This is a genomic window from Agromyces sp. P2_B3, from assembly GCF_056404815.1.
In genome coordinates, this window is record NZ_JBFUDH010000018.1 from 31,297 (window position 1) to 49,531 (window position 18,235).

At 72.5% G+C, this 18,235-nt stretch carries 21 protein-coding genes and 1 riboswitch; of the genes, 9 read left to right on the top strand and 12 right to left on the bottom strand.

Features of this window, described 5'->3' with window-relative positions:
• Positions 1–15: 15 nt before the first annotated feature.
• The gene (locus AC1DZA_RS17790) at positions 16–996 is read left to right on the top strand and encodes a YeiH family protein (protein WP_476773771.1); all 981 of its coding nucleotides are present in this window, start codon (positions 16–18) and stop codon (positions 994–996) included.
• 22 nt (positions 997–1,018) lie between these two features.
• On the opposite strand, the gene AC1DZA_RS17795 is transcribed toward AC1DZA_RS17790, so the two are convergent.
• From AC1DZA_RS17795 to AC1DZA_RS17820, 6 genes are all read right to left on the bottom strand, one after another.
• Positions 1,019–1,984 (bottom strand): NAD(P)-dependent alcohol dehydrogenase, encoded by a 966-nt coding sequence (locus AC1DZA_RS17795; protein WP_476773748.1) that lies wholly within the window; start codon positions 1,982–1,984, stop codon positions 1,019–1,021.
• Positions 1,981–2,976: an NAD(P)-dependent alcohol dehydrogenase gene (locus AC1DZA_RS17800; RefSeq protein WP_476773749.1), complete on the bottom strand. Its 996-nt coding sequence runs from the start codon at positions 2,974–2,976 to the stop codon at positions 1,981–1,983. Before AC1DZA_RS17800 ends, AC1DZA_RS17795 begins: the two co-directional genes overlap by 4 nt.
• Positions 2,973–3,206 (bottom strand): helix-turn-helix transcriptional regulator, encoded by a 234-nt coding sequence (locus AC1DZA_RS17805; protein ID WP_309980084.1) that lies wholly within the window; start codon positions 3,204–3,206, stop codon positions 2,973–2,975. Before AC1DZA_RS17805 ends, AC1DZA_RS17800 begins: the two co-directional genes overlap by 4 nt.
• On the bottom strand, positions 3,200–3,667 hold the full coding sequence (locus tag AC1DZA_RS17810; RefSeq protein WP_476773750.1) for a hypothetical protein: 468 nt from the start codon (positions 3,665–3,667) through the stop codon (positions 3,200–3,202). Before AC1DZA_RS17810 ends, AC1DZA_RS17805 begins: the two co-directional genes overlap by 7 nt.
• A gap of 180 nt (positions 3,668–3,847) precedes the next feature.
• Positions 3,848–4,171: a DMT family transporter gene (locus AC1DZA_RS17815; RefSeq protein WP_476773751.1), complete on the bottom strand. Its 324-nt coding sequence runs from the start codon at positions 4,169–4,171 to the stop codon at positions 3,848–3,850.
• 13 nt (positions 4,172–4,184) lie between these two features.
• Positions 4,185–4,251, bottom strand: a riboswitch (guanidine-III (ykkC-III) riboswitch).
• Between the two features lie 89 nt (positions 4,252–4,340).
• Complete coding sequence (locus AC1DZA_RS17820) at positions 4,341–4,640, bottom strand: antibiotic biosynthesis monooxygenase family protein (RefSeq protein WP_476773752.1); 300 nt, start codon at positions 4,638–4,640, stop codon at positions 4,341–4,343.
• Between the two features lie 111 nt (positions 4,641–4,751).
• Here AC1DZA_RS17820 and AC1DZA_RS17825 point away from each other — a divergent pair, with 111 nt between their 5' ends.
• The 4 genes from AC1DZA_RS17825 to AC1DZA_RS17840 all read left to right on the top strand — a co-directional run bounded on the left by AC1DZA_RS17825 (position 4,752) and on the right by AC1DZA_RS17840 (position 7,827).
• On the top strand, positions 4,752–5,309 hold the full coding sequence (locus AC1DZA_RS17825) for a cysteine hydrolase family protein (RefSeq protein ID WP_476773753.1): 558 nt from the start codon (positions 4,752–4,754) through the stop codon (positions 5,307–5,309).
• A gap of 98 nt (positions 5,310–5,407) precedes the next feature.
• Positions 5,408–6,703, top strand: coding sequence for an O-acetylhomoserine aminocarboxypropyltransferase/cysteine synthase family protein (locus AC1DZA_RS17830; RefSeq protein ID WP_476773754.1), 1,296 nt, complete (start codon positions 5,408–5,410; stop codon positions 6,701–6,703).
• A complete protein-coding gene (locus AC1DZA_RS17835; protein WP_476762940.1) occupies positions 6,700–7,326 on the top strand; it encodes a CoA-binding protein in 627 nt (208 codons plus the stop codon). The genes AC1DZA_RS17830 and AC1DZA_RS17835 overlap by 4 nt, the downstream gene beginning before the upstream one ends.
• Before the next feature lie 72 nt (positions 7,327–7,398).
• Positions 7,399–7,827 (top strand): GNAT family N-acetyltransferase, encoded by a 429-nt coding sequence (locus tag AC1DZA_RS17840; protein WP_476773755.1) that lies wholly within the window; start codon positions 7,399–7,401, stop codon positions 7,825–7,827.
• Positions 7,828–7,834: 7 nt separating this feature from the next.
• Here AC1DZA_RS17840 and AC1DZA_RS17845 read toward each other — a convergent pair whose 3' ends face one another.
• Together AC1DZA_RS17845 and AC1DZA_RS17850 are read right to left on the bottom strand one after the other, a co-directional pair.
• Positions 7,835–8,338: a hypothetical protein gene (locus AC1DZA_RS17845; RefSeq protein WP_476773756.1), complete on the bottom strand. Its 504-nt coding sequence runs from the start codon at positions 8,336–8,338 to the stop codon at positions 7,835–7,837.
• On the bottom strand, positions 8,331–8,567 hold the full coding sequence (locus AC1DZA_RS17850; RefSeq protein ID WP_309980098.1) for a helix-turn-helix domain-containing protein: 237 nt from the start codon (positions 8,565–8,567) through the stop codon (positions 8,331–8,333). The genes AC1DZA_RS17845 and AC1DZA_RS17850 overlap by 8 nt, the downstream gene beginning before the upstream one ends.
• Positions 8,568–8,605: 38 nt before the next feature.
• Between AC1DZA_RS17850 and AC1DZA_RS17855 the strand changes: the two genes are divergently transcribed.
• Complete coding sequence (locus tag AC1DZA_RS17855) at positions 8,606–11,917, top strand: ATP-binding protein (protein ID WP_476773757.1); 3,312 nt, start codon at positions 8,606–8,608, stop codon at positions 11,915–11,917.
• A 13-nt stretch (positions 11,918–11,930) separates the two neighbouring features.
• On the opposite strand, the gene AC1DZA_RS17860 is transcribed toward AC1DZA_RS17855, so the two are convergent.
• The 3 genes from AC1DZA_RS17860 to AC1DZA_RS17870 form a co-directional block, all read right to left on the bottom strand.
• A complete protein-coding gene (locus AC1DZA_RS17860; RefSeq protein ID WP_476763401.1) occupies positions 11,931–12,755 on the bottom strand; it encodes an ABC transporter permease in 825 nt (274 codons plus the stop codon).
• Entirely contained in the window at positions 12,752–13,768 is a 1,017-nt protein-coding gene (locus AC1DZA_RS17865; RefSeq protein WP_476763400.1) for an ATP-binding cassette domain-containing protein, read from the bottom strand. The genes AC1DZA_RS17860 and AC1DZA_RS17865 overlap by 4 nt, the downstream gene beginning before the upstream one ends.
• Before the next feature lie 91 nt (positions 13,769–13,859).
• A complete protein-coding gene (locus AC1DZA_RS17870) occupies positions 13,860–14,906 on the bottom strand; it encodes a GNAT family N-acetyltransferase (protein ID WP_476773758.1) in 1,047 nt (348 codons plus the stop codon).
• 127 nt (positions 14,907–15,033) lie between these two features.
• On the opposite strand from AC1DZA_RS17870, the gene AC1DZA_RS17875 reads away from it, so the two are divergent.
• The 3 genes from AC1DZA_RS17875 (at position 15,034) to AC1DZA_RS17885 (ending at position 17,643) form a co-directional block, all read left to right on the top strand.
• The gene (locus AC1DZA_RS17875) at positions 15,034–16,410 is read left to right on the top strand and encodes an L-serine ammonia-lyase (RefSeq protein ID WP_476773759.1); all 1,377 of its coding nucleotides are present in this window, start codon (positions 15,034–15,036) and stop codon (positions 16,408–16,410) included.
• Positions 16,411–16,493: 83 nt separating this feature from the next.
• The gene (locus AC1DZA_RS17880) at positions 16,494–16,691 is read left to right on the top strand and encodes a hypothetical protein (protein ID WP_476773760.1); all 198 of its coding nucleotides are present in this window, start codon (positions 16,494–16,496) and stop codon (positions 16,689–16,691) included.
• Positions 16,692–16,761: 70 nt separating this feature from the next.
• A complete protein-coding gene (locus AC1DZA_RS17885; protein ID WP_476773761.1) occupies positions 16,762–17,643 on the top strand; it encodes a sulfurtransferase in 882 nt (293 codons plus the stop codon).
• Between the two features lie 39 nt (positions 17,644–17,682).
• Here AC1DZA_RS17885 and AC1DZA_RS17890 read toward each other — a convergent pair whose 3' ends face one another.
• Positions 17,683–18,192, bottom strand: a complete 510-nt coding sequence (locus tag AC1DZA_RS17890) for a rhodanese-like domain-containing protein (RefSeq protein WP_476773762.1) — start codon at positions 18,190–18,192, stop codon at positions 17,683–17,685.
• Between the last annotated feature and the right edge of the window lie 43 nt (positions 18,193–18,235).

The following is an 18,235-nucleotide window of genomic DNA, read 5'->3' on the forward strand; positions in this document are numbered from 1 at the left end:
ACGGCCGGCGGGGCGATGCGCGAGCGGATGCCGGGACTCGCCGTCGCGGCATCCGCGGCCCTCGTGGCGTGGCTCGTGCACCTGGCCGTGCCCGCGGTGCCGATCCTCACGGTCGCCGTCGCGCTCGGCATCATCGTCGGCCAGGTGCCCGGGCTGCAGCCGGCCCTCGGCGGCACGCTCGCACCCGGCCTCCGCGTCGCCGCGCGCCGGCTGCTGCGCCTCGGCATCGTGCTGCTCGGACTGAAGCTCAGCCTCGTCGACATCGCCGGCCTCGGCTGGATCACCATCGCCACGACCGTGGGCGTCGTGCTGGTGACCTTCGTCGGCACGATCGGCCTCGGGCGCGCACTGGGCCTGCCCGGGCACCAGCCCGTGCTCGTCGCGAGCGGGTTCTCGATCTGCGGGGCGTCCGCCATCGGCGCCATGGCCGCCACGATGCGCGCGAAGGACGAGGAGCAGGCCGTGCCGGTCGCCCTCGTCACGCTGTGCGGCACGCTCGCCATCGCCGTGCTGCCTGCGCTGTGGCATCCGCTCGGCCTCTCGACCACAGGGTTCGGGCACTGGGTGGGTGCCGGCGTGCACGACGTCGGCCAGGTCGTCGCGACCGCGCAGCTCGCCGGACCCGCGGCGCTCGCGGTGGCCGTGGTGGTGAAGCTCACCCGCGTGCTCATGCTCGCCCCCATGGTCGCGATCACCGCGGCGGTCGAGCGCCGGCGGGCGATCCAGCCCCTGGGCCGGCCACCGGCGATCGTTCCCCTCTTCATCGCCGGCTTCCTCGCGGCGGTGCTGGTGAACTCCTTCGTTCCCCTCCCCGACTGGCTGCTCGCGAGCGCCGACGTGGTGCAGACCGCCCTGCTGGCGACGGCCCTGTTCGCGCTCGGCGCCTCCATCCGACTCGCCGAGCTCGTGCACACCGGATGGCGCGCACTCGTCGTGGGCCTCACGTCGTGGGTGCTCGTGGCGGCGCTCGCCTACGGCGCGGTCCTGCTCGGCTGACTGCGCGGCGGCACCGCAGGGCTCAGATCGCGATCACGACCTTGCCCCGCACCTGCCCCGACTCCAACCGGGCGACGGCCTCGGCGGCGCGGTCGAGCGGGAACACCGCATCGACGACCGGTCGCACCTCGCCCGCGTCGACCCGGCGGGCGAGCTCGGCGAGGTCGTCGCCGCTGCGGCGTGCGGCGAGCGTGCGCAGCCGCTGGGGCACGAACGGCGAGGTGACGGATGCCGCGGCGATGCGCCCGATCGGACCGAGTACTCGGCCGCCCCGCCCCGACGAGAGCACGAGCGTGCCGCCGCGTCGCAGCGCCCGTCGCGTGCGTCCGAGCGGGTGGTCGGCGACGAGGTCGAGGATCACGTCGTAGCGGCCCTCGCTCGCCGTGAAGTCGTCGGACTCGTAGTCGACGACCCGGTCGGCGCCGAGGGCGAGCACGTGCTCGGCCTTTGACCCCCGGCAGACCCCGGTGACCTCGGCGCCCATCGCCTTCGCGAGCTGCACCGCGAAGCCGCCGACGCCGCCCGACGCGCCGTTCACGAGCACGTGCTGTCCCGGCGTGACGCCCGCGAGCCGCATCGCCTGCAGCGCGGTGGTGCCCGACACCACCATGGCGGCGGCGTGCACGGCGTCGACCGAGGCCGGGCGCCGCGCCACGAACCGCTCGGGCACCGCCACGAGCTCGGCGAAACCGCCCTGGTCGGCCTCGGCGAACACCGCGTCGCCGACCCGGACCCGGGTGACCCCCGGGCCGACGGCCTCGACGACGCCCGCGACATCCCGCCCGATCACCGGATGCTTCGGGCGCCCGAGCCCGAACGCGAGGCGGCCCACGCGCGGCTCGCCGTGCAGCACGAGCACGTCGCCCATGCTCACGGCGACCGCCTCGACGCGGATGAGCACCTCGTCCGCTTCCGGGCTCGGGGCGTCGACCTCGGCGAGCGCGAGCACCTCGGGCCCGCCGTACCGGGAGCGCACGACGGCCCTCATGCGCGCGCCTCGGCGCCGGCCGGCACGAGCCGGAGCACCACGCTGCCGCCCTTGTGGCCGGAGTCGACGAGTCGGTACCCCTCGGCGACCTGCTCGAGGGCCACCTCGCGCTCGATCGGCGGGCGGAGCGCTCCGGCCGCCAGCAGGGCCGCGAGCTGCCCGAGGTCGGGCGCCTTGTCGGCGTCCTTCCGGAGGCCGGTGAAGAGGATGACGGCACGCCGCCGGCCGAGCCGGGAGGTGAGCTGCTGGACCAGGATCGCGAAGGAGGGCACCGTGGTGAGGTAGCTTGCTCCGGGCCGCAGCGCACGTCGTGCGCGCCGGAACGTCGAGGCGGCCACGGCGTCGAACACGACGTCGTACGTCTCCGGCCCGGTGAGCGCGTCCTCCCTGCTGCGATCGACGACGCGATCCGCGCCGAGGGACGCGACGAGGTCGACGTGCGCCGGCCCGCAGACCGCGGTGACGTGGGCTCCGAGGTGCTTCGCGAGCTGCACGGCCGCGGCCCCCACGCTCCCCGACGCCCCGATCACGAGCACGCGCTGCCCGGGCCGGAGGTGTGCGCCGTCACGGAGGAACGGCAGGGCGGTGAGGGCGCCGTCACAGGCCGCCGCGGCATCCGTCATCGAGACCGCTGCGGGCAGCGGCGCGATCGCACCCGATGCGGCGATGACGACGAGCTCGCCGTGCGCGCCCACGCTCGCACCGGTGGCACCGAACACCCGGTCGCCGACGGCGAAGCGCGCGACGCCCGGCCCGACCTCGTCGACGATGCCGGCGAAGTCCGAGCCGAGCACGGACCGCCGCGGTGCGCGAAGCCCGAAGGCCAGTCGGGCGAACCAGGGCGAGCCCGACCGTGCCGCGGCGTCGGCCGCGCCCACGCAGGCCGCGTGCACCCGCACGCGAACCTCGCCGCCTACTGCGTGTGGCTCGGGCCGCTCGGCGATGCCCACGACCTCCGGCGGTCCGTACTGCGTATATTCGGCGACCCTCATGATCCTGCTCCCTGCTCGTCGGGGTACTGGAAGACGTCGTCGAGCGGGACCCCGAACACCCCGGCGATCTGGAACGCCATCTCGAGCGACGGCGAGTACCGGCCCTGCTCGATGGCGATGACGGTCTGGCGGGTCACGCCGAGTCGCCGTGCGAGCTCGGCCTGCGTCATCTCGTCGGCGCGGAACCGCAGCGCACGGATGTCGTTCGTGACCCTCGTGGGCTTCACCACGTCGGCACGCCCCGGCGGTAGGCGACGATCTTGGTGATGCTCGAGAGGATCGCCGAGAGCACGAAGCAGAAGTAGACGGTGTTCGCGATCCAGAACCCGTCGGCGTCGAGCATCGCGAGCACGAGCGCACCGAGGGCGCCGATGATGACGAACGAGCTGCCGACGCGCTCGCCGAGGCGGTCGATCTCCTTGTCGCGGATGTCGCCCCGAGTGCTCTCGCTCGGCGAGAAGACCTCGACGAGGACCCGCCCGACGATCGACGCCACGATCGCGCCGCCGATCACCCACAGCATCGCCGGCACGTAGTCGATCTCGTCGACGGGGGTTCCGCTCCGGAGCGCGGGCAGCACCAGCGAGAGGTACACCGTGCTGCCGACGACGGCGACGACGAGGTAGACCCAGGTGCCCTTCTCCTCGTACGACACCGACGACTCGTGCTCGCGCCGACTTCGTCGCTCCATACGGCTCACGCTCCAATGTCAAGAATTCTTTACGCGCCCAATGTAAAGCTCTGACGACACGATGTCAACAATTCTTGACACTCAGTCCCACAAGCGTGAGGAGCGGATGCCAAACCCGCACGTACTGACGACAGAACGCAGGTTCGGCATCCACTCGATCGTGCGGGCGCGGCGCGGCGGCTAATGCGCGCCGTCGACGAGCTTCAGCCCCACCACGCAGCCGACGAGGCCCGCCATGAGCGCGAGCTTCGCCCACGAGACATCCGTGTCGCCCGTGATCATCGCCCAGGCGACGGTGAGCGCCGCACCGATGCCGACCCACACCGCATACGCCGTGCCCGTCGAGATGTCGCGCATCGCCCACGCCAGGCCGCCCATCGAGAGGGCGAGCGCGCCGAAGAACACGAGCGACGGCCAGAGCTTCGTGAAGCCCTCGGACTTCCCGAGTGCGGTAGCCCAGACGGCCTCGAGGATTCCGGACACGATCAGCACGACCCACGCCATGACGGTTCACTCCCATGGCCAGTCTTGTCGCGTTCCGGGTACTGGATTCCCTCGTCCGGGGCCACCGTCGGGCGACCTGGCAGACAGGCTAGCAACCGCCCCTGTGCAGTGCATGGGCAGCGGATGCCGCGGCGGCGCGCCCGCGGCTTCCGATCGGCTCAGCCCGCACTCACGGCAGCGCGAGCACCTCGGCGAAGTGCTCGACCACCGGGAACGGGTCGTAGAACCCGTGCAGCAGCTCGCGCCAGCGCGTGTACTCGGGCGAGCCGCGGAACCCGACGGCGTGCGCCTCGACGCTCTGCCAGTGCACGAGCAGCAGGTACTCGTTCGGCGTCTCGATCGAGCGCGACACCCGCAGGTCGACGAAGCCGGGCATCCCGGCGATGATCGGGGTCGCCGCGGCGAGCGCGGCTTCGAAGTCGGCCTCGCGGCCGGGCGTCACGGGCAGGATGGCGTGTTCGAGGATCACCGGCTCCACGCTAGCGGCCCCGCCGCGGCATCCGACCGGCTGGCAGGCGTCGGCTGGGGATTGGCAGCCCCCAGCCCGAACCGCGGACCGCCGGCGAGGCATCATGAGGGCATGGACTTCGACGACACCGCCGCCCTCATCGTGATCGACGTGCAGCAGGGGTTCGACGACCCCTCCTGGGGCGAGCGCGACAACCCCGGCGCCGAGGCGAACATCGGGCGCCTGGTCGCCGCGTGGGCGGACGCCTCGCGGCCGATCGTGCTCGTGCGGCACGACTCGGCCTCGCCCGGCTCGCCGCTCGGCCGCGGCACGCCCGGCAACGCGCTGAAGGACGTCGTGGCGGATGCCCCGCACGACCTGTTCGTGACCAAGCAGGTGAACTCGGCGTTCTACGGCGATCCCGACCTGCACGCGTGGCTGCAGGACCGCGGCATCCGCCAGCTCGTGATCACCGGGATCCAGACGAACATGTGCGTCGAGACCACGGCGCGCATGGGCGGCAACCTCGGTTATGACGTGGTGCTGCCGATCGATGCGACGCACACGTTCGACCTCGAGGGGCCGGGCGGCGTGCGCCTCACGGCGTCCGAGCTCGCGCGCGCGACGGTGGTGAACCTCGCCGGCGGCGGCTTCGCCCGGGTCGTGACCACCGACGAGGTGCTCGGCTGAGCAGCATCGACCTCGGCGCCGGCGGGACCCCGCGGCATCCGTTGCCCCGCATTACGGCAGCGAGCGGATGCCGCGGCGGCCCGCAGTAGCGTGAACGCATGGCAGACCGCGAATTCGGCTTCAAGACCCGCGCCATCCATGCGGGCAACATCCCCGACCAGGTGACGGGAGCCCGCGCGCTGCCGATCTACCAGTCGAGCGCCTTCGTCTTCGACGACACCGCGGATGCCGCCGCCCGGTTCGCCCTGCAGAAGTACGGCAACATCTACTCGCGGCTCGCGAACCCCACCGTGGCGAGCTTCGAGGAGCGCGTCGCCAGCCTCGAGGGCGGCCTCGGCGCCGTCGCCACCGCGTCGGGCCTGAGCGCCCAGTACATCGTGTTCGCGAGCCTCGCGGGCGCCGGCGACCACATCGTCGCGTCGGCGAACCTCTACGGCGGCTCGATCACGCAGCTGGACGTCACGCTGCGCCGGTTCGGGGTCGAGACCACGTTCGTGCGCTCCGCCGACCCCGCCGACTACGCCGCGGCGATCACCGAGCAGACGAAAGCGCTCTTCGTCGAGACGATCGCGAACCCCTCGGGCGAGATCGCCGACCTCGAGGGCCTGGCCGACGTCGCCCACGCGCACGGCATCCCGTTCATCGTCGACTCGACGATCCCGACGCCCTACCTCAACCGCCCCATCGAGTGGGGCGCCGACATCGTCACGCACTCGGCGACGAAGTTCCTCGGCGGGCACGGCACGACGCTCGGCGGCGTGGTCGTCGAGTCGGGCCGGTTCGACTGGCACTCCGAGAAGTTCCCGCTCTTCGGGCAGCCGGTGCCGAGCTACGGGGGCCTGCAGTGGTCGGGCAACTTCGGTGAGTACGCGTTCCTCACGCGCCTGCGCGCCGAGCAGCTGCGCGACATCGGCCCGGCGCTCGCACCGCACTCGGCGTTCCTCCTCGCCCAGGGCGTGGAGACGCTGCCGTACCGCATCCAGGCGCACGTCGACAACGCCCGCGCCGTCGCCGAGTGGCTCGAGGCCGACCCGCGCATCGAGCGCGTCTGGTGGGCGGGCCTGCCGAACCACCCACACCACGACCGCGCGCAGAAGTACCTGCCCAAGGGCCCGGGCTCCGTGTTCAGCTTCGAGGTGAAGGGCGGCCGCGCCGTCGGCCAGCAGCTCATCGAGTCGGTGAACCTCGCCTCCCACCTCGCGAACATCGGCGATGCGAAGACGCTCATCATCCACCCGGCGTCGACCACGCACGCCCAGCTCACCGAGCAGCAGCTCGTCGACGCGGGGGTGCTGCCGGGGGTCGTGAGGATTAGCGTGGGCATCGAAGACGTTGAAGACATCATCGACGATCTCGACCAGGCCCTGACGGCCGCGACAGGAGGAGCACGATGAGCACGGCGACGGATGCCACGACCACGACCCTTCCGTCCGACGCGGATGCCGCGGCATCCGCCGACCTCGAGACCGTGCGCCTCGTCAACGGCCTCTCATGCGACCTGCCGGCCGGCTCGCCGCTCGCGAAGCTGCTCAAGTCGCAGCGCACGTGGATCGGGCCCGACGCGAAGCAGCGCCTGAAGATCCTCAACGCGGCCAAGTCGGTCGCGATCGTGGGCGCGTCGCCGAACCCGGCGCGATCGAGCTACTTCGTCGGCACCTACCTGCAGCAGTCGAGCGACTTCCGCCTGTACTTCGTGAACCCGAACGCCACCGAGATCCTCGGCGAGCCTGCGTACGCGAGCCTGACCGACCTGCCCGAGGTGCCCGACATCGTCGTGGTGTTCCGCCGTGGCAGCGACATCCCGCAGGTCGTCGACGAGGTCGTCGCCGCCGGCGCGAAGACGATCTGGGTGCAGCTCGGCATCTGGAACCAGGATGCGGCGTACTACGGCGAGGAGCAGGGGCTCACCGTCGTCATGGACCGCTGCATCAAGGTGGAGCACGCCCGCTTCCACGGCGGCCTGCACCTGCTCGGCTTCGACACCGGGCAGATCACGGCCCGCAAGACGGTGCGCTGACCCCGACCGACCAGTCCACCGATGCCGGATCGGCCTCTTGACCGGCTTCGGTCACGGCGATTCGATCGAGGGATGCCGCTGGACATCGAATTCTCGTCGGATCCCGCTCGCCTCGACCGCGATCGGGTGCACGCGTGGCTCGCGGAGGAGTCGTACTGGGCCGCCGGACGCAGCCGCGAGGCGCACGACGCCGCGATGGCGGCCTCCCGGAACTACGGCATCTACGACACCCGCACCGGGTCGCAGCTCGCGTACGCGCGCGTGATCACCGACGGCGTGACGTTCGCCTGGCTCTGCGACGTGTTCGTCGCCGTGGAGGCTCGTGGGCGCGGGATCGGGATCGCGCTCATCGACGGCGTCATGGCGGAACTCGCACCGCTCGACCTGAAGCGCATCGCCCTCACGACGGCGGACGCGCACGGCCTCTACGAGCGGTACGGCTTCGGGCCGGTGCCCAATCCCGACCAGTGGATGGCTCGCATGGGCGCGGCGATGCGATGACCGACGCTCATCCGCGCTCGAGGCGTGCGATGAGCGCGCGCCGGTCGACGCCGGCGTAGGCGAGCGCCCGCGGCACGGTCCCGAGATCGGCCAGGAGCACGCCCCGCAGGGCCGCGGCGATCGCGAGCTGCTCGCGCTCCTCGCGCGTGCGGCCGCGTGCGCGATTCGTGCGGAAGTCGGCACGACGCAGGGCATCGCGCAGGGAAGCACCCCAGCCCGGTCGGGTCCGCCGCGTGGAGCGCAGTCGATCCTCGGCGATGGGGGCGACGCCCGCGACCTCGAGGGCGCGGGAACGCTCGGCGTCGAGTGCAGCCTCCACGGCGGCATGATCGAGGCCGAACTCGGCGAGCGTCCTGGCCGCGACGTCGTCGCCGGCCGAGATCACGAGCAGCAGGTGCTCCGCCTCGACGTTCGCCGCGCCGCGCCGGGCGGCTTCGTCGATCGTGCGCAGGACCACCTGCTTGAGGCCCACGTCCATCGCGCCGTCGACCGGGCCGGGTACGTCACGCATTGCGTCTCCTCAGTTCGATGCCGGCGGCATCGAGTCGCCGGTGATGCTTCTTGTGCACGGCCTGCCGGGTGACGCCGAGCGCCTCGGCGACCTGCGTCCAGCTCCAGCCCGAGCGCATGGCCCGCTCGACGGCGGCGTCCTCGAGCCGGTCGGCGAGCTCGCGCAGCGCCACGACGGCGGCGAGGTCGTCGGCTTCGGCGCCGATCGGTTCCGGAGTTCGAGGGGTCATATGAGCAACCTAGGTTGCTCAGCTGGTATTGTCAACCCATGTTGCGTATCTCCTCCGTGGTCGACGGCACCTCCGACGGTCCCGAACCGCGCATCGGCCACCTGGGCGCGGGTAGGCTCGTGCGCGTGCAGCCTGACCGATCCCGCCGACCGCGCGTCGGCGTGCTCGGTCCGGTCGTGGTCGAGGACCGCTCCGGGGCACTCGTCGAACCTCCCGGCACGCTGGCGAAGGCGCTCGTCGCCGCCCTCGCCGTGGCGCCGCGTGAGATCGGCGGCATCGTCGGGGTCGACACGATCGTCGACGAGTTGTGGGGCGAGTCCCCGCCCCGCAACGCCAAGGCCGCACTGCAGACCCTCGTGAGCCGGCTGCGTGCCGTCGCCGCCGAGGGACTCGTCCTCTCGCACCCGGGCGGATACGCGCTCGGCGTCGATGCCGACGAGCTCGACCTCGGCGCGGCATCCGCATCCGCATCCGACCCGACCAGTCCGGCAGGAGGCGTCTCCGACGCGAACGAGGATCCGACTGCTGCCACCGCTCGCCTCGACGAGGCGCTCGCCCTCTGGCGCGGCGAACCCGCCCTCGACCTCGGCGACTCCCCCATCGCCGAGACGCTCGCCGAGCGCGCCTCCGCCCTTCGCCTCCGACTGTTGGGATCGCGCGCCGCGGCGCGCGCGGCCGCCGGCGACCTCGCGGGCTCGGCCGACGACCTGGCGGTGCTCGTCGCCGCATCGCCGGCCGACGAGACCCTCGTCGCGGCCCGGCTCCGCGCGCTCGCGGCATCCGGTCACCGCGTCGACGCGATCGCGGAGTACGGCGCGTTCCGCGAGCGGCTCGCCGACGAGCTCGGCGTCTCGCCATCGGCCGAGCTCGTCGAGCTCAACGCGCTCCTGCTGCGTGACGACGGCGACGCGCCTCGGCGATCGACGACCCGCATCGGCGTCCGGGCCGGGTCGAACCCCCTCCTCGGGCGAGACGACGACGTCGCGGCGATCGAGCGACTCCTGCAACGACACCGGCTGGTGACCGTGCTCGGCGCCGGAGGACTCGGCAAGACCCGACTCGCACAGGAGGTCGCCGGCCGGGCGAGGGTGCCGCTCGTCGTGGTCGTCGAACTCGCGAGCGTGCGCACCGACGACGACGTGGTGCTCGCCCTGGCGTCGACGCTCGGCGTCCGCGAGGCGTCCAGCAATCGCCGCATCGCCGAGGGCGCGCTCGACGTGCGCGATCGCATCCTCGCCCGCCTCGAGGAGGGCCCGGCACTCCTCGTGCTCGACAACTGCGAGCACGTCATCGACGGCGCGGCGCGGTGGGCCGCCGACCTGCTCGCGTCGCTCCCGAGCCTTCGGATCATCGCGACGAGTCGCAGCCCGCTCACGATCGGCGCGGAACAGGTCTATCCGCTCGAGCCCCTCGCGTCGGATGCCGCCGGCCCGGCCGTCGAGCTCTTCGTCGAGCGGGCCACGGCCGCGCGCCCCGGCGTCGACCTCCCCCTCGAGGTCATCGCCCGACTGTGCACGCGCCTCGACGGGCTGCCGCTCGCCATCGAGCTCGCGGCAGCCCGCGTGCGGTCGATGACCGTCGAGCAGATCGAGTCGCGCCTCGAGAACCGCTTCGCATTGCTCGCCGGAGGCGACCGCACGTCGCCCGAGCGCCAGCGCACGCTCCGGGCCGTGATCGACTGGAGCTGGGCGCTGCTGAGCGCCGACGAACGCCGGGCGATGTGCCGGCTCTCCTGGTTCCCCGACGGGTTCGGGCTCGATGCCGCGGGCGCGCTCACCGGTGCTGCCGACGCCGTCTGGCTCCTGGACGGGCTCATCACCCAGTCGCTGCTCGCCGTCTCGCACGCCCCGGGCGCGGCCGCGCCGCGCTACCGGATGCTCGAGACGGTGCGCGAGTTCGGACAGCTGAAGCTCGCCGAGGCCGGCGCTGAGGCCGATGCCCTCGCGGCGATGGACACCTGGGCGGTGCGCCTCTCGCTCCGCGCACTCGACGAGGTGCGAGGACCCGACCAGATCACGGCGTTCCGCGAGCTCGACCTCGAGCAGGACAACCTCGTGGGGGTGCTGCGCCGGGCGATCGCGGCACGTCGTGGCGAGGTCGTCCTCCCCGTGTTCGCGGCGCTCGCGTACCGGTGGACGGTCCGCAGCGCGCACTCCGAGATCCTCGCCTTCGGCGCAGCCGTGCTCGACAGCACGAGCGACGGGCACCCGGCTCCCGAACTCGCCCCGGCGACCATGCTCGCCCTCTCCCTGATCACCGCCACGCACCTCGCCACGGGCAGCATGACCGGCGCGCGTGGCGCGGCGCGCATGAAGCGACTCGCTGAGGAGCGGCATCCGATGCCGCCGTGGCTGGAGGCTGCCGGCGGCTTCCTGCTCGGGATGCCCGACCAGGCCGAGTCCCTCGCGCGGCTCGAGGCGATGGCCGCGTCGGACGACCCCGACAGCGCGGCGCTCGGCTCCATCATGCTGAGCCAGCTCACCGAGAACGAGGGCGATCCGGTGGCGGCGGAACGCCACGCGCTGCGAGCGTCCGAACTCGCACGCCGCACGGGCGACGTCTGGATCGAGGCGATCTCGTCGATGATGCTCGCGGAGCTCGCGAGCCAGTCGAACCGGCCGCTCGAGACCCTCCGGCGTGCGCGTCGCGCCCGCACCGGGCTCGAGTCGCTGGGCGCTGAGCAGGACCTGATCCAGCTGGACTGGATGATCGCGGGTGCCCTGCTCGCCGCCGGACGGATCGACGAGGCGCGTCCGCTCTTCGAGGCGATGGCCGACGACGACCGGGTGATGGCCGACGGCATGGCGGTGTCCACCATTGCCGACGTGGGGCTCTCGGAGATCGCCCACCTCGAGGGGCGCGAGGCCGAGTCGCTGCGGCTCGCCCGCCGCGCGATCGACGCGTTCCACGACGGGCGACGCCGTGGCTCGCCGTGGTACTTCATCGTGCTCGCCGGCTTCGCGGCGCGCGGCGCCCTCGACGGCTGGCCGGCCGACGAGGTGCGGGGCTGGGCCGACCGGCTGCGCTTCCGCACGATCGCGTCGTACCGCGCGCGCGGCGGCTACACCGACAAGCCGGTGCTGGGCACGATCGCCGTCGGCCTCGGAACCTGGATGCTCCATCAGCCGGGCGGGGAGGAGCGGGGAGTCGAGCTCATCGCCCTCGGCGAGCGCCTGTCGGGCCGCCAGGACGCCCCCGGTCCGAGCCGCACCCGCGTCATCGGCGCCGTCGAGGCCCGCGTCGCCCCCGAGCGCCTCGCTGCCGCCCGCGCCGCGGCGGCGTCACGCACGACCGACGAATGCGCGGAACGGGCGCGCGAACTCATCGCAGCGCCCGTTCCGTCATCCTGAGGACCGTCGGTCCTCACGCCTTCCGCATGTAGGCCTTCACGGTCATCGGCGCGAACACCGCGACGACCACGGCCGAACCGAGCAGCGCCCAACCGACCTCGGGCCCGACCATGCCCTCGTTCACGAGGTCGCGCACGGCGGTCACGATGTGCGAGACCGGATTGATGTTCACGAACCACTGCAGCCACTCGGGCATGGTGTCGACCGGCACGAACGCGTTCGACAGGAACGTGAGCGGGAAGAGGATCATCATCGAGATGCCCTGCACGCTCGAGGCGCTGCGCGCGACGACGCCGAAGAACGCGAAGATCCACGACAGCGACCAGGCGCACACGATCACGAGCACCGACGCGGCGATGACGCCGGCCAGTCCGCCGCCGGGGCGCAGGCCCATGAGGTAGCCCATGGCGAACGTGAGGGTCGTGGCGATGAGGTACCGCACGGTGTCGGCCAGCAGCGCCCCCGAGAGCGGCGCGATGCGGGCGATCGGCAGCGACCGGAACCGGTCGAACACGCCCTTGTCCATGTCCTCGCGCAGCTGCACGCCGGTGACGATCGACGTCGAGATGACGGTCTGCACGAGGATTCCCGGGATGATGATCGGCAGGTAGTTCTGCACGTCGCCCGCGATCGCGCCGCCGAAGATGTACGTGAACATCACCGTGAAGATGATCGGCTGCAGGGTGACGTCGAAGAGCTGCTCGGGCGTGCGCTTGATCTTGAGGATCCCGCGGTACGCCATCGTGAGGGTGTGCGAGAGCGACTCCTGCAGGCTGACGCGGTTCTTGAGCTTGCGCTCGTGGCCGGGGGTGATGGTGGTGGTGGCGATCGCGCTCATGCGCGGCTCCCTTCGAGCTCGGTGCCGGATGCCGCGACGTCGGCGGATGCCTCGTCCTCGACGCCGTGGCCCGTCAGTGTCAGGAACACCTCGTCGAGGGTGGGCTTGGCCACGCTGAGCTCGGCGAGGTGGATGCCCTCGTCGCGGAGGGTGACGAGCAGTTCCGTGACGCGGTCGGGGTTGTTCATGGGGGCGGTGATGCGTCCGGCCTCGGGCGAGATCGTCGGCGAGACGCCGAGCACCCGCTCGATGGCGACGCGCACGTCGTCGACGTCGCGGGAGTCGGCGAGGCGCAGCTCGAGGCTCGATTCGCCGACCGATGCCTTGAGCTCGTCGGCCGTGCCCTCGGCGACGACGCGGCCGCGGTCGATGACCGCGATGCGGTCGGCGAGCTGGTCCGCCTCGTCGAGGTACTGCGTGGTGAGCAGCACGGTCGACCCGGTGGCGACCAGGCGGCGGATGGTGCCCCACATCTGGGCGCGCGTCCGCGGGTCGAGACCGGTGGTCGGCTCGTCGAGGAAGATCAGCGGCGGCTGCGCGATGAGGCTGGCCGCGAGGTCGAGCCGGCGGCGCATGCCGCCCGAGAAGCTCTTCAACGGTCGCTTCGCGGCATCCGTCAGCCCGAACTCGTCGAGGAGCTCGGCGGCCTTGGCCTTCGAGGCGGCGTGCGAGTGGCCGAGCAGCCGCGAGAAGATCACGAGGTTCTCGGTGGCGGAGAGGTTCTCGTCGACCGACGCGTACTGTCCGGTGACGCCGATGAGCTGGCGCACGACCTGCGACTCGCGCTGCACGTCGTGGCCGAAGATGCGCGCTCGTCCGGCGTCGGGCCGGAGGAGGGTGGCGAGCATCGAGATGGTGGTGGTCTTGCCGGCGCCGTTCGGTCCGAGGACGCCGTAGACGGTGCCGGTCGCCACGCGAAGGTCGACGCCGTCGACCGCGCGGTTGGAACCGAACACCTTGACGAGGCCGTCGGCCTCCACGGCCCAGTCGCCGTTCTGTGTGGTGGTGTGCATGTGGCCATGCTCCCCACCGGCGCTCACACGCGGCTCACGTGCCGCTCACACCGCCGCGGGGTGTCGTACGAGCGCTGTGAGCGCGCGGCGATCAGGCCGCAGCGGCCTCCGCGTCGACGTCCCGCCCGTAGGCCAGCATGAGGAAGCTCGACCCGTCGGGCCGCTCGAACACGAACTCGCGTTCGTGCAGCCGCTCGAAGCCGAGCCCGTCGTAGAGGCGCTGCGCCGCCACCATCTCGGGGCCAGTGTTCAGCACCACGCGCGGCGTCGCCCGGATGCGCGCGAGCTGCAGCACGTGCCGCACGAGCAGCGCGCCGATCCCCCGGCGGCGCGCAGTGGCCGAGACGCCGAGGAATCGGAAGTCGAGCTCCCCCTCGCGGGCCAGCGGTGAGATGGCCCGGCCGGCGCGCGGCGTCGAGGCGGTGCCGAGCAGCATGCCGCTCGCGGCATCCGTCGCCACCCAGACCTGGTGCTCACGGCTTCGTCCGGCCACCGCGGCGATGTCGGCGCGGTAGGCGTCGCTCAATGCGAAGTCGACCGCGTAGGCCGCTTCGGTGAGCGCCGAGACCTCGTCGGCCTCGTCGGGGCGCATGAGCCGCACGCGCACGTCGTCGCGCTGCTGCAGCGCATACCGGAAGACGAGGGCCCCGACCTCACCGGTCGAGACGGCCGCGTCGCGCTCGGGCACGCGGTCGAAACCGAGGCGTTCGTACAGCGCCTGCGCGCGCACGTTCAGCGCTCCCGTGTCGAGCACGAGGGCGTCGGCACCCCACTCGAGGGCGGTCTCGAGGCTCGCGCGCATGAGCGCCTCGCCGAGCCGGCCGCCCTGCGCGTCGGGGTCGACGGCGAGCAACCGGATCTCGGCCTCGCCCGGCACCGCGACCCGCGAGTACGGCGTCGCGGCCCGCAGCACGCTCGCGCTGCCCACGATGCCCCCGTCGCGACGCGCGACGAGCACGGCACCGGATGCCGCGCGCCCCGCGGTGTCGCGTTCGAACGCGCGCCGCTCGGGGTGCTTGGGCAGGTGGCCGTACGGCCCGGCGGCGAACGCGCGTTCGATGACGTCGGCCTCCGCGGCGAACTCCTGCGGGAGGACTGGCCCGAGCGCGGACAGCATGGTGGCGGTGTTATCAGTCATGGGGATCCGATCCAGCCTACGCGGCGGTCGCACGCCCTGCGCCGCGCGTGCGTCCCGCGGGCGTCCGACGCAGGATCCTGCGACCGCACGCCGGATGCGTGCGCGATCGGCGGCGTAGCCTTGAACCGTGACAGCGTTCGTCTCAGCCCTCGATCTCTTCTCGATCGGGATCGGCCCCTCGAGTTCGCACACCGTCGGCCCGATGCGGGCGGCTCGTGCGTTCGCCGAGCGACTCGCCGACGAGGGCATCCTCGACCGCGTCAGTCGCGTCACCTGCTCGCTCTACGGCTCGCTCGGCGCCACCGGCCTCGGCCACGGCACGCCCGACGCGGTGGTGGCGGGCCTCGCGGGCCGGAAGCCCGACGACTGCGACCCCGACGACGTCCGCGGCGCGTGGACCCGCCTCGGCGACGAAGGCGGCGACGTGCTGCTCGCCGGGCGGCAGCCGATCACGATGACGCGCGGCGACGTGAGCCTCGAGCCGCGCACCCGGCTTCCCGGCCATCCGAACGCGATGACGCTGCAGGCCTGGGACGAGGACGAGCCGCTCCCGCTCCTCGAGGAGACGTACTACTCCGTCGGCGGCGGCTTCATCCGGCGCGACGGCGACGCGCCCGAGGAGTCCGAGGCGCTGCGGCATCCGCTGCCCTACGACAACGCCGACCAGCTGCTCGCGCTCTGCGAGGAGCACGGCGTCTCGTTCTGCGATGTCGCCCGGTACAACGAGGTCTCGGTGCACGGCGAGCAGGGCATCGACGCCGGGCTCGACGCGATCTGGGCGGCGATGGCCGAGTGCGTCGAGCACGGGCTCGCCGCGGAGGGCACGCTGCCGGGCGGGCTCGGCGTGAAGCGTCGCGCACCCGAGGTGCGCCGCCGCCTCGAGGAGTACGACCGCGACGAGCACCTGCGCGACACGTCCACCGAGTGGCTGCACGCCTTCGCGCTCGCGGTCAACGAGGAGAACGCCTCGGGCGGGCGCGTCGTGACCGCGCCGACGAACGGCGCCGCGGGCATCATCCCCGCGGTCGGCCACTACTACCTGCGCTTCGTTCCAGGTGCGGATGCCGCGGGCATCCGCCGCTACCTGCTCACCGCGGCGGCGATCGCGAGCCTCGTGAAGAAGAACGCCTCCATCTCGGGCGCCGAGGGCGGCTGCCAGGCCGAAGTCGGCTCGGCCTGCGCGATGGCCGCCGGAGCGCTCTGCGCGGTGCTCGGCGGCACTCCCCGCCAGATCGAGAACGCCGCCGAGATCGCGATGGAGCACCACCTCGGCCTCACCTGCGACCCGGTCGCCGGACTCGTGCAGGTGCCGTGCATCGAGCGGAACGCCATCGCGTCGTCGACCGCCGTCTCCGCGGCGCGGCTCGCGCTGCACGGCGACGGCACGCACCTCGTGTCCCTCGACACGGTGATCGAGACCATGCGCCAGACCGGCCTCGACATGATGACGAAGTACAAGGAGACCAGCGAGGGCGGCCTCGCGGTGAACGTCATCGAGTGCTGAACTCACGACCGTTCGCCGGGGCGCGGCCATGGCCCCCGATCGGGACTCTCGCGCGACGCGCGCTGCTCTGACAATCTGACGTGATGGACACCCCCAGCCCCGTCACACCCGAACTGTTCGCGGGCCTCGGCCTCATCGGACTCATCATCGGCCTCGTCGTCTACCTCGCCGTCCTCGCGCTCATGCTGTGGATCGGCTACCTCATCATCAAGGCGGCCGTGCGCAACGGGCTCCGGGAGCACACGCTGTGGCTCGAGAGCCGCAGGGGTCCGCTGCGCTGACGCGCTTCGACGGTTACGGCCTGTTGCGGCATCCGCTCGCTGCGCAGCCCCCCGCGACTAGCGTGTCGGCATGCCGGTCCTCGACCTCCCAGCCGAACTCGTCACCACCGACTGGCTCGCCGATCACCTCGGCGATCCCCGTCTCGTGGTCGTCGACGCGAGCGTGCTCGGCGTCGAGTCCGCGGCCGGCTTCCACTGGCTCAGCGGCCTCGACGAGTACCTCATCGACGGGCATGTGCCAGGGGCGGTCTTCGCCGACCTGCTCGAGGAGTTCTCCGACCCCGACGGGCCCTTCTCGTTCACCAGGCCGGATGCCACGCGGCTGGAGCGTGTCGCACACGAGCTCGGCATCGACGACGAGGTCGCCGTCGTGGTCTACGACACCTCGCTCGGCCAGTGGGCGGCCCGGCTGTGGTGGCTGCTCCGCTCGGCCGGGGTCACGCGGGTCGCCCTGCTCGACGGCGGGCTGCGGCGGTGGAGGGCCGAGGAACGCGACCTCGAGACGGGATACGAACCACCGCGCTCGGCCGGGCCGCTGACGCTGTCGCCGGACGCGACGTTCTGGGCCGACCGTGCGGAGGTGCAGGACGTGGTCGAGGGCCGAACCCCGGCGGCCCTCGTCTGCGCGTCGCCCGAGAGCGACTTCCGAGGTGAGACCGGACGCCGTCCGCGACGTGGGCACATCCCCGGCAGCGTGAGCGTGCCCCTCGCCGCGATCGTCGACCGCGATCGCGGCACGCTGCGACGCGGTGCCCACTTCACGGCTCGGGCCCGTGTCGTCCCGCCCTCGGGCGACGGCGGCCGCATCGTCGTCTACTGCGGTGCCGGCATCGCGGCGGCGGCCACGGCGTTCGCGCTCCGCCAGGCGGGCGAGGCGGATGTCGCCGTCTACGACGGCTCGCTCGACGAATGGGCCGCCGACCCCGAGGCGCCGCTCGTCAGCCTGGTCTGAGCCGCCTGCCGGCACCGGCGCCAGGCGGTCTGCAGACGGTCAGCAGGCGCAGGTGATGCCGTGGTCGATCACCGCACCGGCCGGGAGGCCGGTGGCGGCGACGTTCGTGAGGGCGTCGGCCTGCCGCTGCGCGAGGCCGTCGGCGGTGTCGAAGGCGAAGCCCTCACGCACCCAGTACTCGAACCCGCCGAGCATCTCCTTGACGGGATGCCCGAGCAGCGCGAACTCGAGCGCCGCACGCGTCGCGCCGTTGCACCCGGGACCCCAGCAGTAGACGACGACCGGGGTGCCGGCGGGGATGCGGTCGGCGGCCTCCGCCGCGATCCGGCGCCCCGGCAGGTGGATCGCGCCGGGCACGTGACCCTGGGCCCACGACTCGTCGCTCCGGGTGTCGACCAGCACGAACCCGGGGTCGCCCGCACGGAGTGCCGCCGCGACATCCGACACATCGGACTCGAAGCCCAGCCGACCCCGGAAGTGCGCGATCGCGTCGGCCTGCGGGGCGACGTGCTCGAAGAGTGCTGATGCGGTGATGGTGGTGTCGGTCATGCCTTCACCCTCGCACCGCCGCCCGCACGCCGGCGCGTGAAAT

Excerpts from the sequence above, each read along its gene's own strand:
- AC1DZA_RS17810 (WP_476773750.1), bottom strand. The coding sequence starts at position 3,667 with ATGGAGCGACGAAGTCGGCGCGAGCACGAGTCGTCGGTGTCGTACGAG.
- AC1DZA_RS17870 (WP_476773758.1), bottom strand. The coding sequence starts at position 14,906 with ATGACTGATAACACCGCCACCATGCTGTCCGCGCTCGGGCCAGTCCTC.
- AC1DZA_RS17815 (WP_476773751.1), bottom strand. The coding sequence starts at position 4,171 with ATGGCGTGGGTCGTGCTGATCGTGTCCGGAATCCTCGAGGCCGTCTGG.
- AC1DZA_RS17845 (WP_476773756.1), bottom strand. The coding sequence starts at position 8,338 with ATGCGTGACGTACCCGGCCCGGTCGACGGCGCGATGGACGTGGGCCTC.
- AC1DZA_RS17890 (WP_476773762.1), bottom strand. The coding sequence starts at position 18,192 with ATGACCGACACCACCATCACCGCATCAGCACTCTTCGAGCACGTCGCC.
- AC1DZA_RS17795 (WP_476773748.1), bottom strand. The coding sequence starts at position 1,984 with ATGAGGGCCGTCGTGCGCTCCCGGTACGGCGGGCCCGAGGTGCTCGCG.
- AC1DZA_RS17830 (WP_476773754.1), top strand. The coding sequence starts at position 5,408 with ATGGCAGACCGCGAATTCGGCTTCAAGACCCGCGCCATCCATGCGGGC.
- AC1DZA_RS17880 (WP_476773760.1), top strand. The coding sequence starts at position 16,494 with ATGGACACCCCCAGCCCCGTCACACCCGAACTGTTCGCGGGCCTCGGC.
- AC1DZA_RS17840 (WP_476773755.1), top strand. The coding sequence starts at position 7,399 with ATGCCGCTGGACATCGAATTCTCGTCGGATCCCGCTCGCCTCGACCGC.
- AC1DZA_RS17855 (WP_476773757.1), top strand. The coding sequence starts at position 8,606 with ATGTTGCGTATCTCCTCCGTGGTCGACGGCACCTCCGACGGTCCCGAA.
- AC1DZA_RS17800 (WP_476773749.1), bottom strand. The coding sequence starts at position 2,976 with ATGAGGGTCGCCGAATATACGCAGTACGGACCGCCGGAGGTCGTGGGC.
- AC1DZA_RS17860 (WP_476763401.1), bottom strand. The coding sequence starts at position 12,755 with ATGAGCGCGATCGCCACCACCACCATCACCCCCGGCCACGAGCGCAAG.
- AC1DZA_RS17825 (WP_476773753.1), top strand. The coding sequence starts at position 4,752 with ATGGACTTCGACGACACCGCCGCCCTCATCGTGATCGACGTGCAGCAG.
- AC1DZA_RS17835 (WP_476762940.1), top strand. The coding sequence starts at position 6,700 with ATGAGCACGGCGACGGATGCCACGACCACGACCCTTCCGTCCGACGCG.
- AC1DZA_RS17790 (WP_476773771.1), top strand. The coding sequence starts at position 16 with ATGCGCGAGCGGATGCCGGGACTCGCCGTCGCGGCATCCGCGGCCCTC.
- AC1DZA_RS17865 (WP_476763400.1), bottom strand. The coding sequence starts at position 13,768 with ATGCACACCACCACACAGAACGGCGACTGGGCCGTGGAGGCCGACGGC.
- AC1DZA_RS17885 (WP_476773761.1), top strand. The coding sequence starts at position 16,762 with ATGCCGGTCCTCGACCTCCCAGCCGAACTCGTCACCACCGACTGGCTC.
- AC1DZA_RS17850 (WP_309980098.1), bottom strand. The coding sequence starts at position 8,567 with ATGACCCCTCGAACTCCGGAACCGATCGGCGCCGAAGCCGACGACCTC.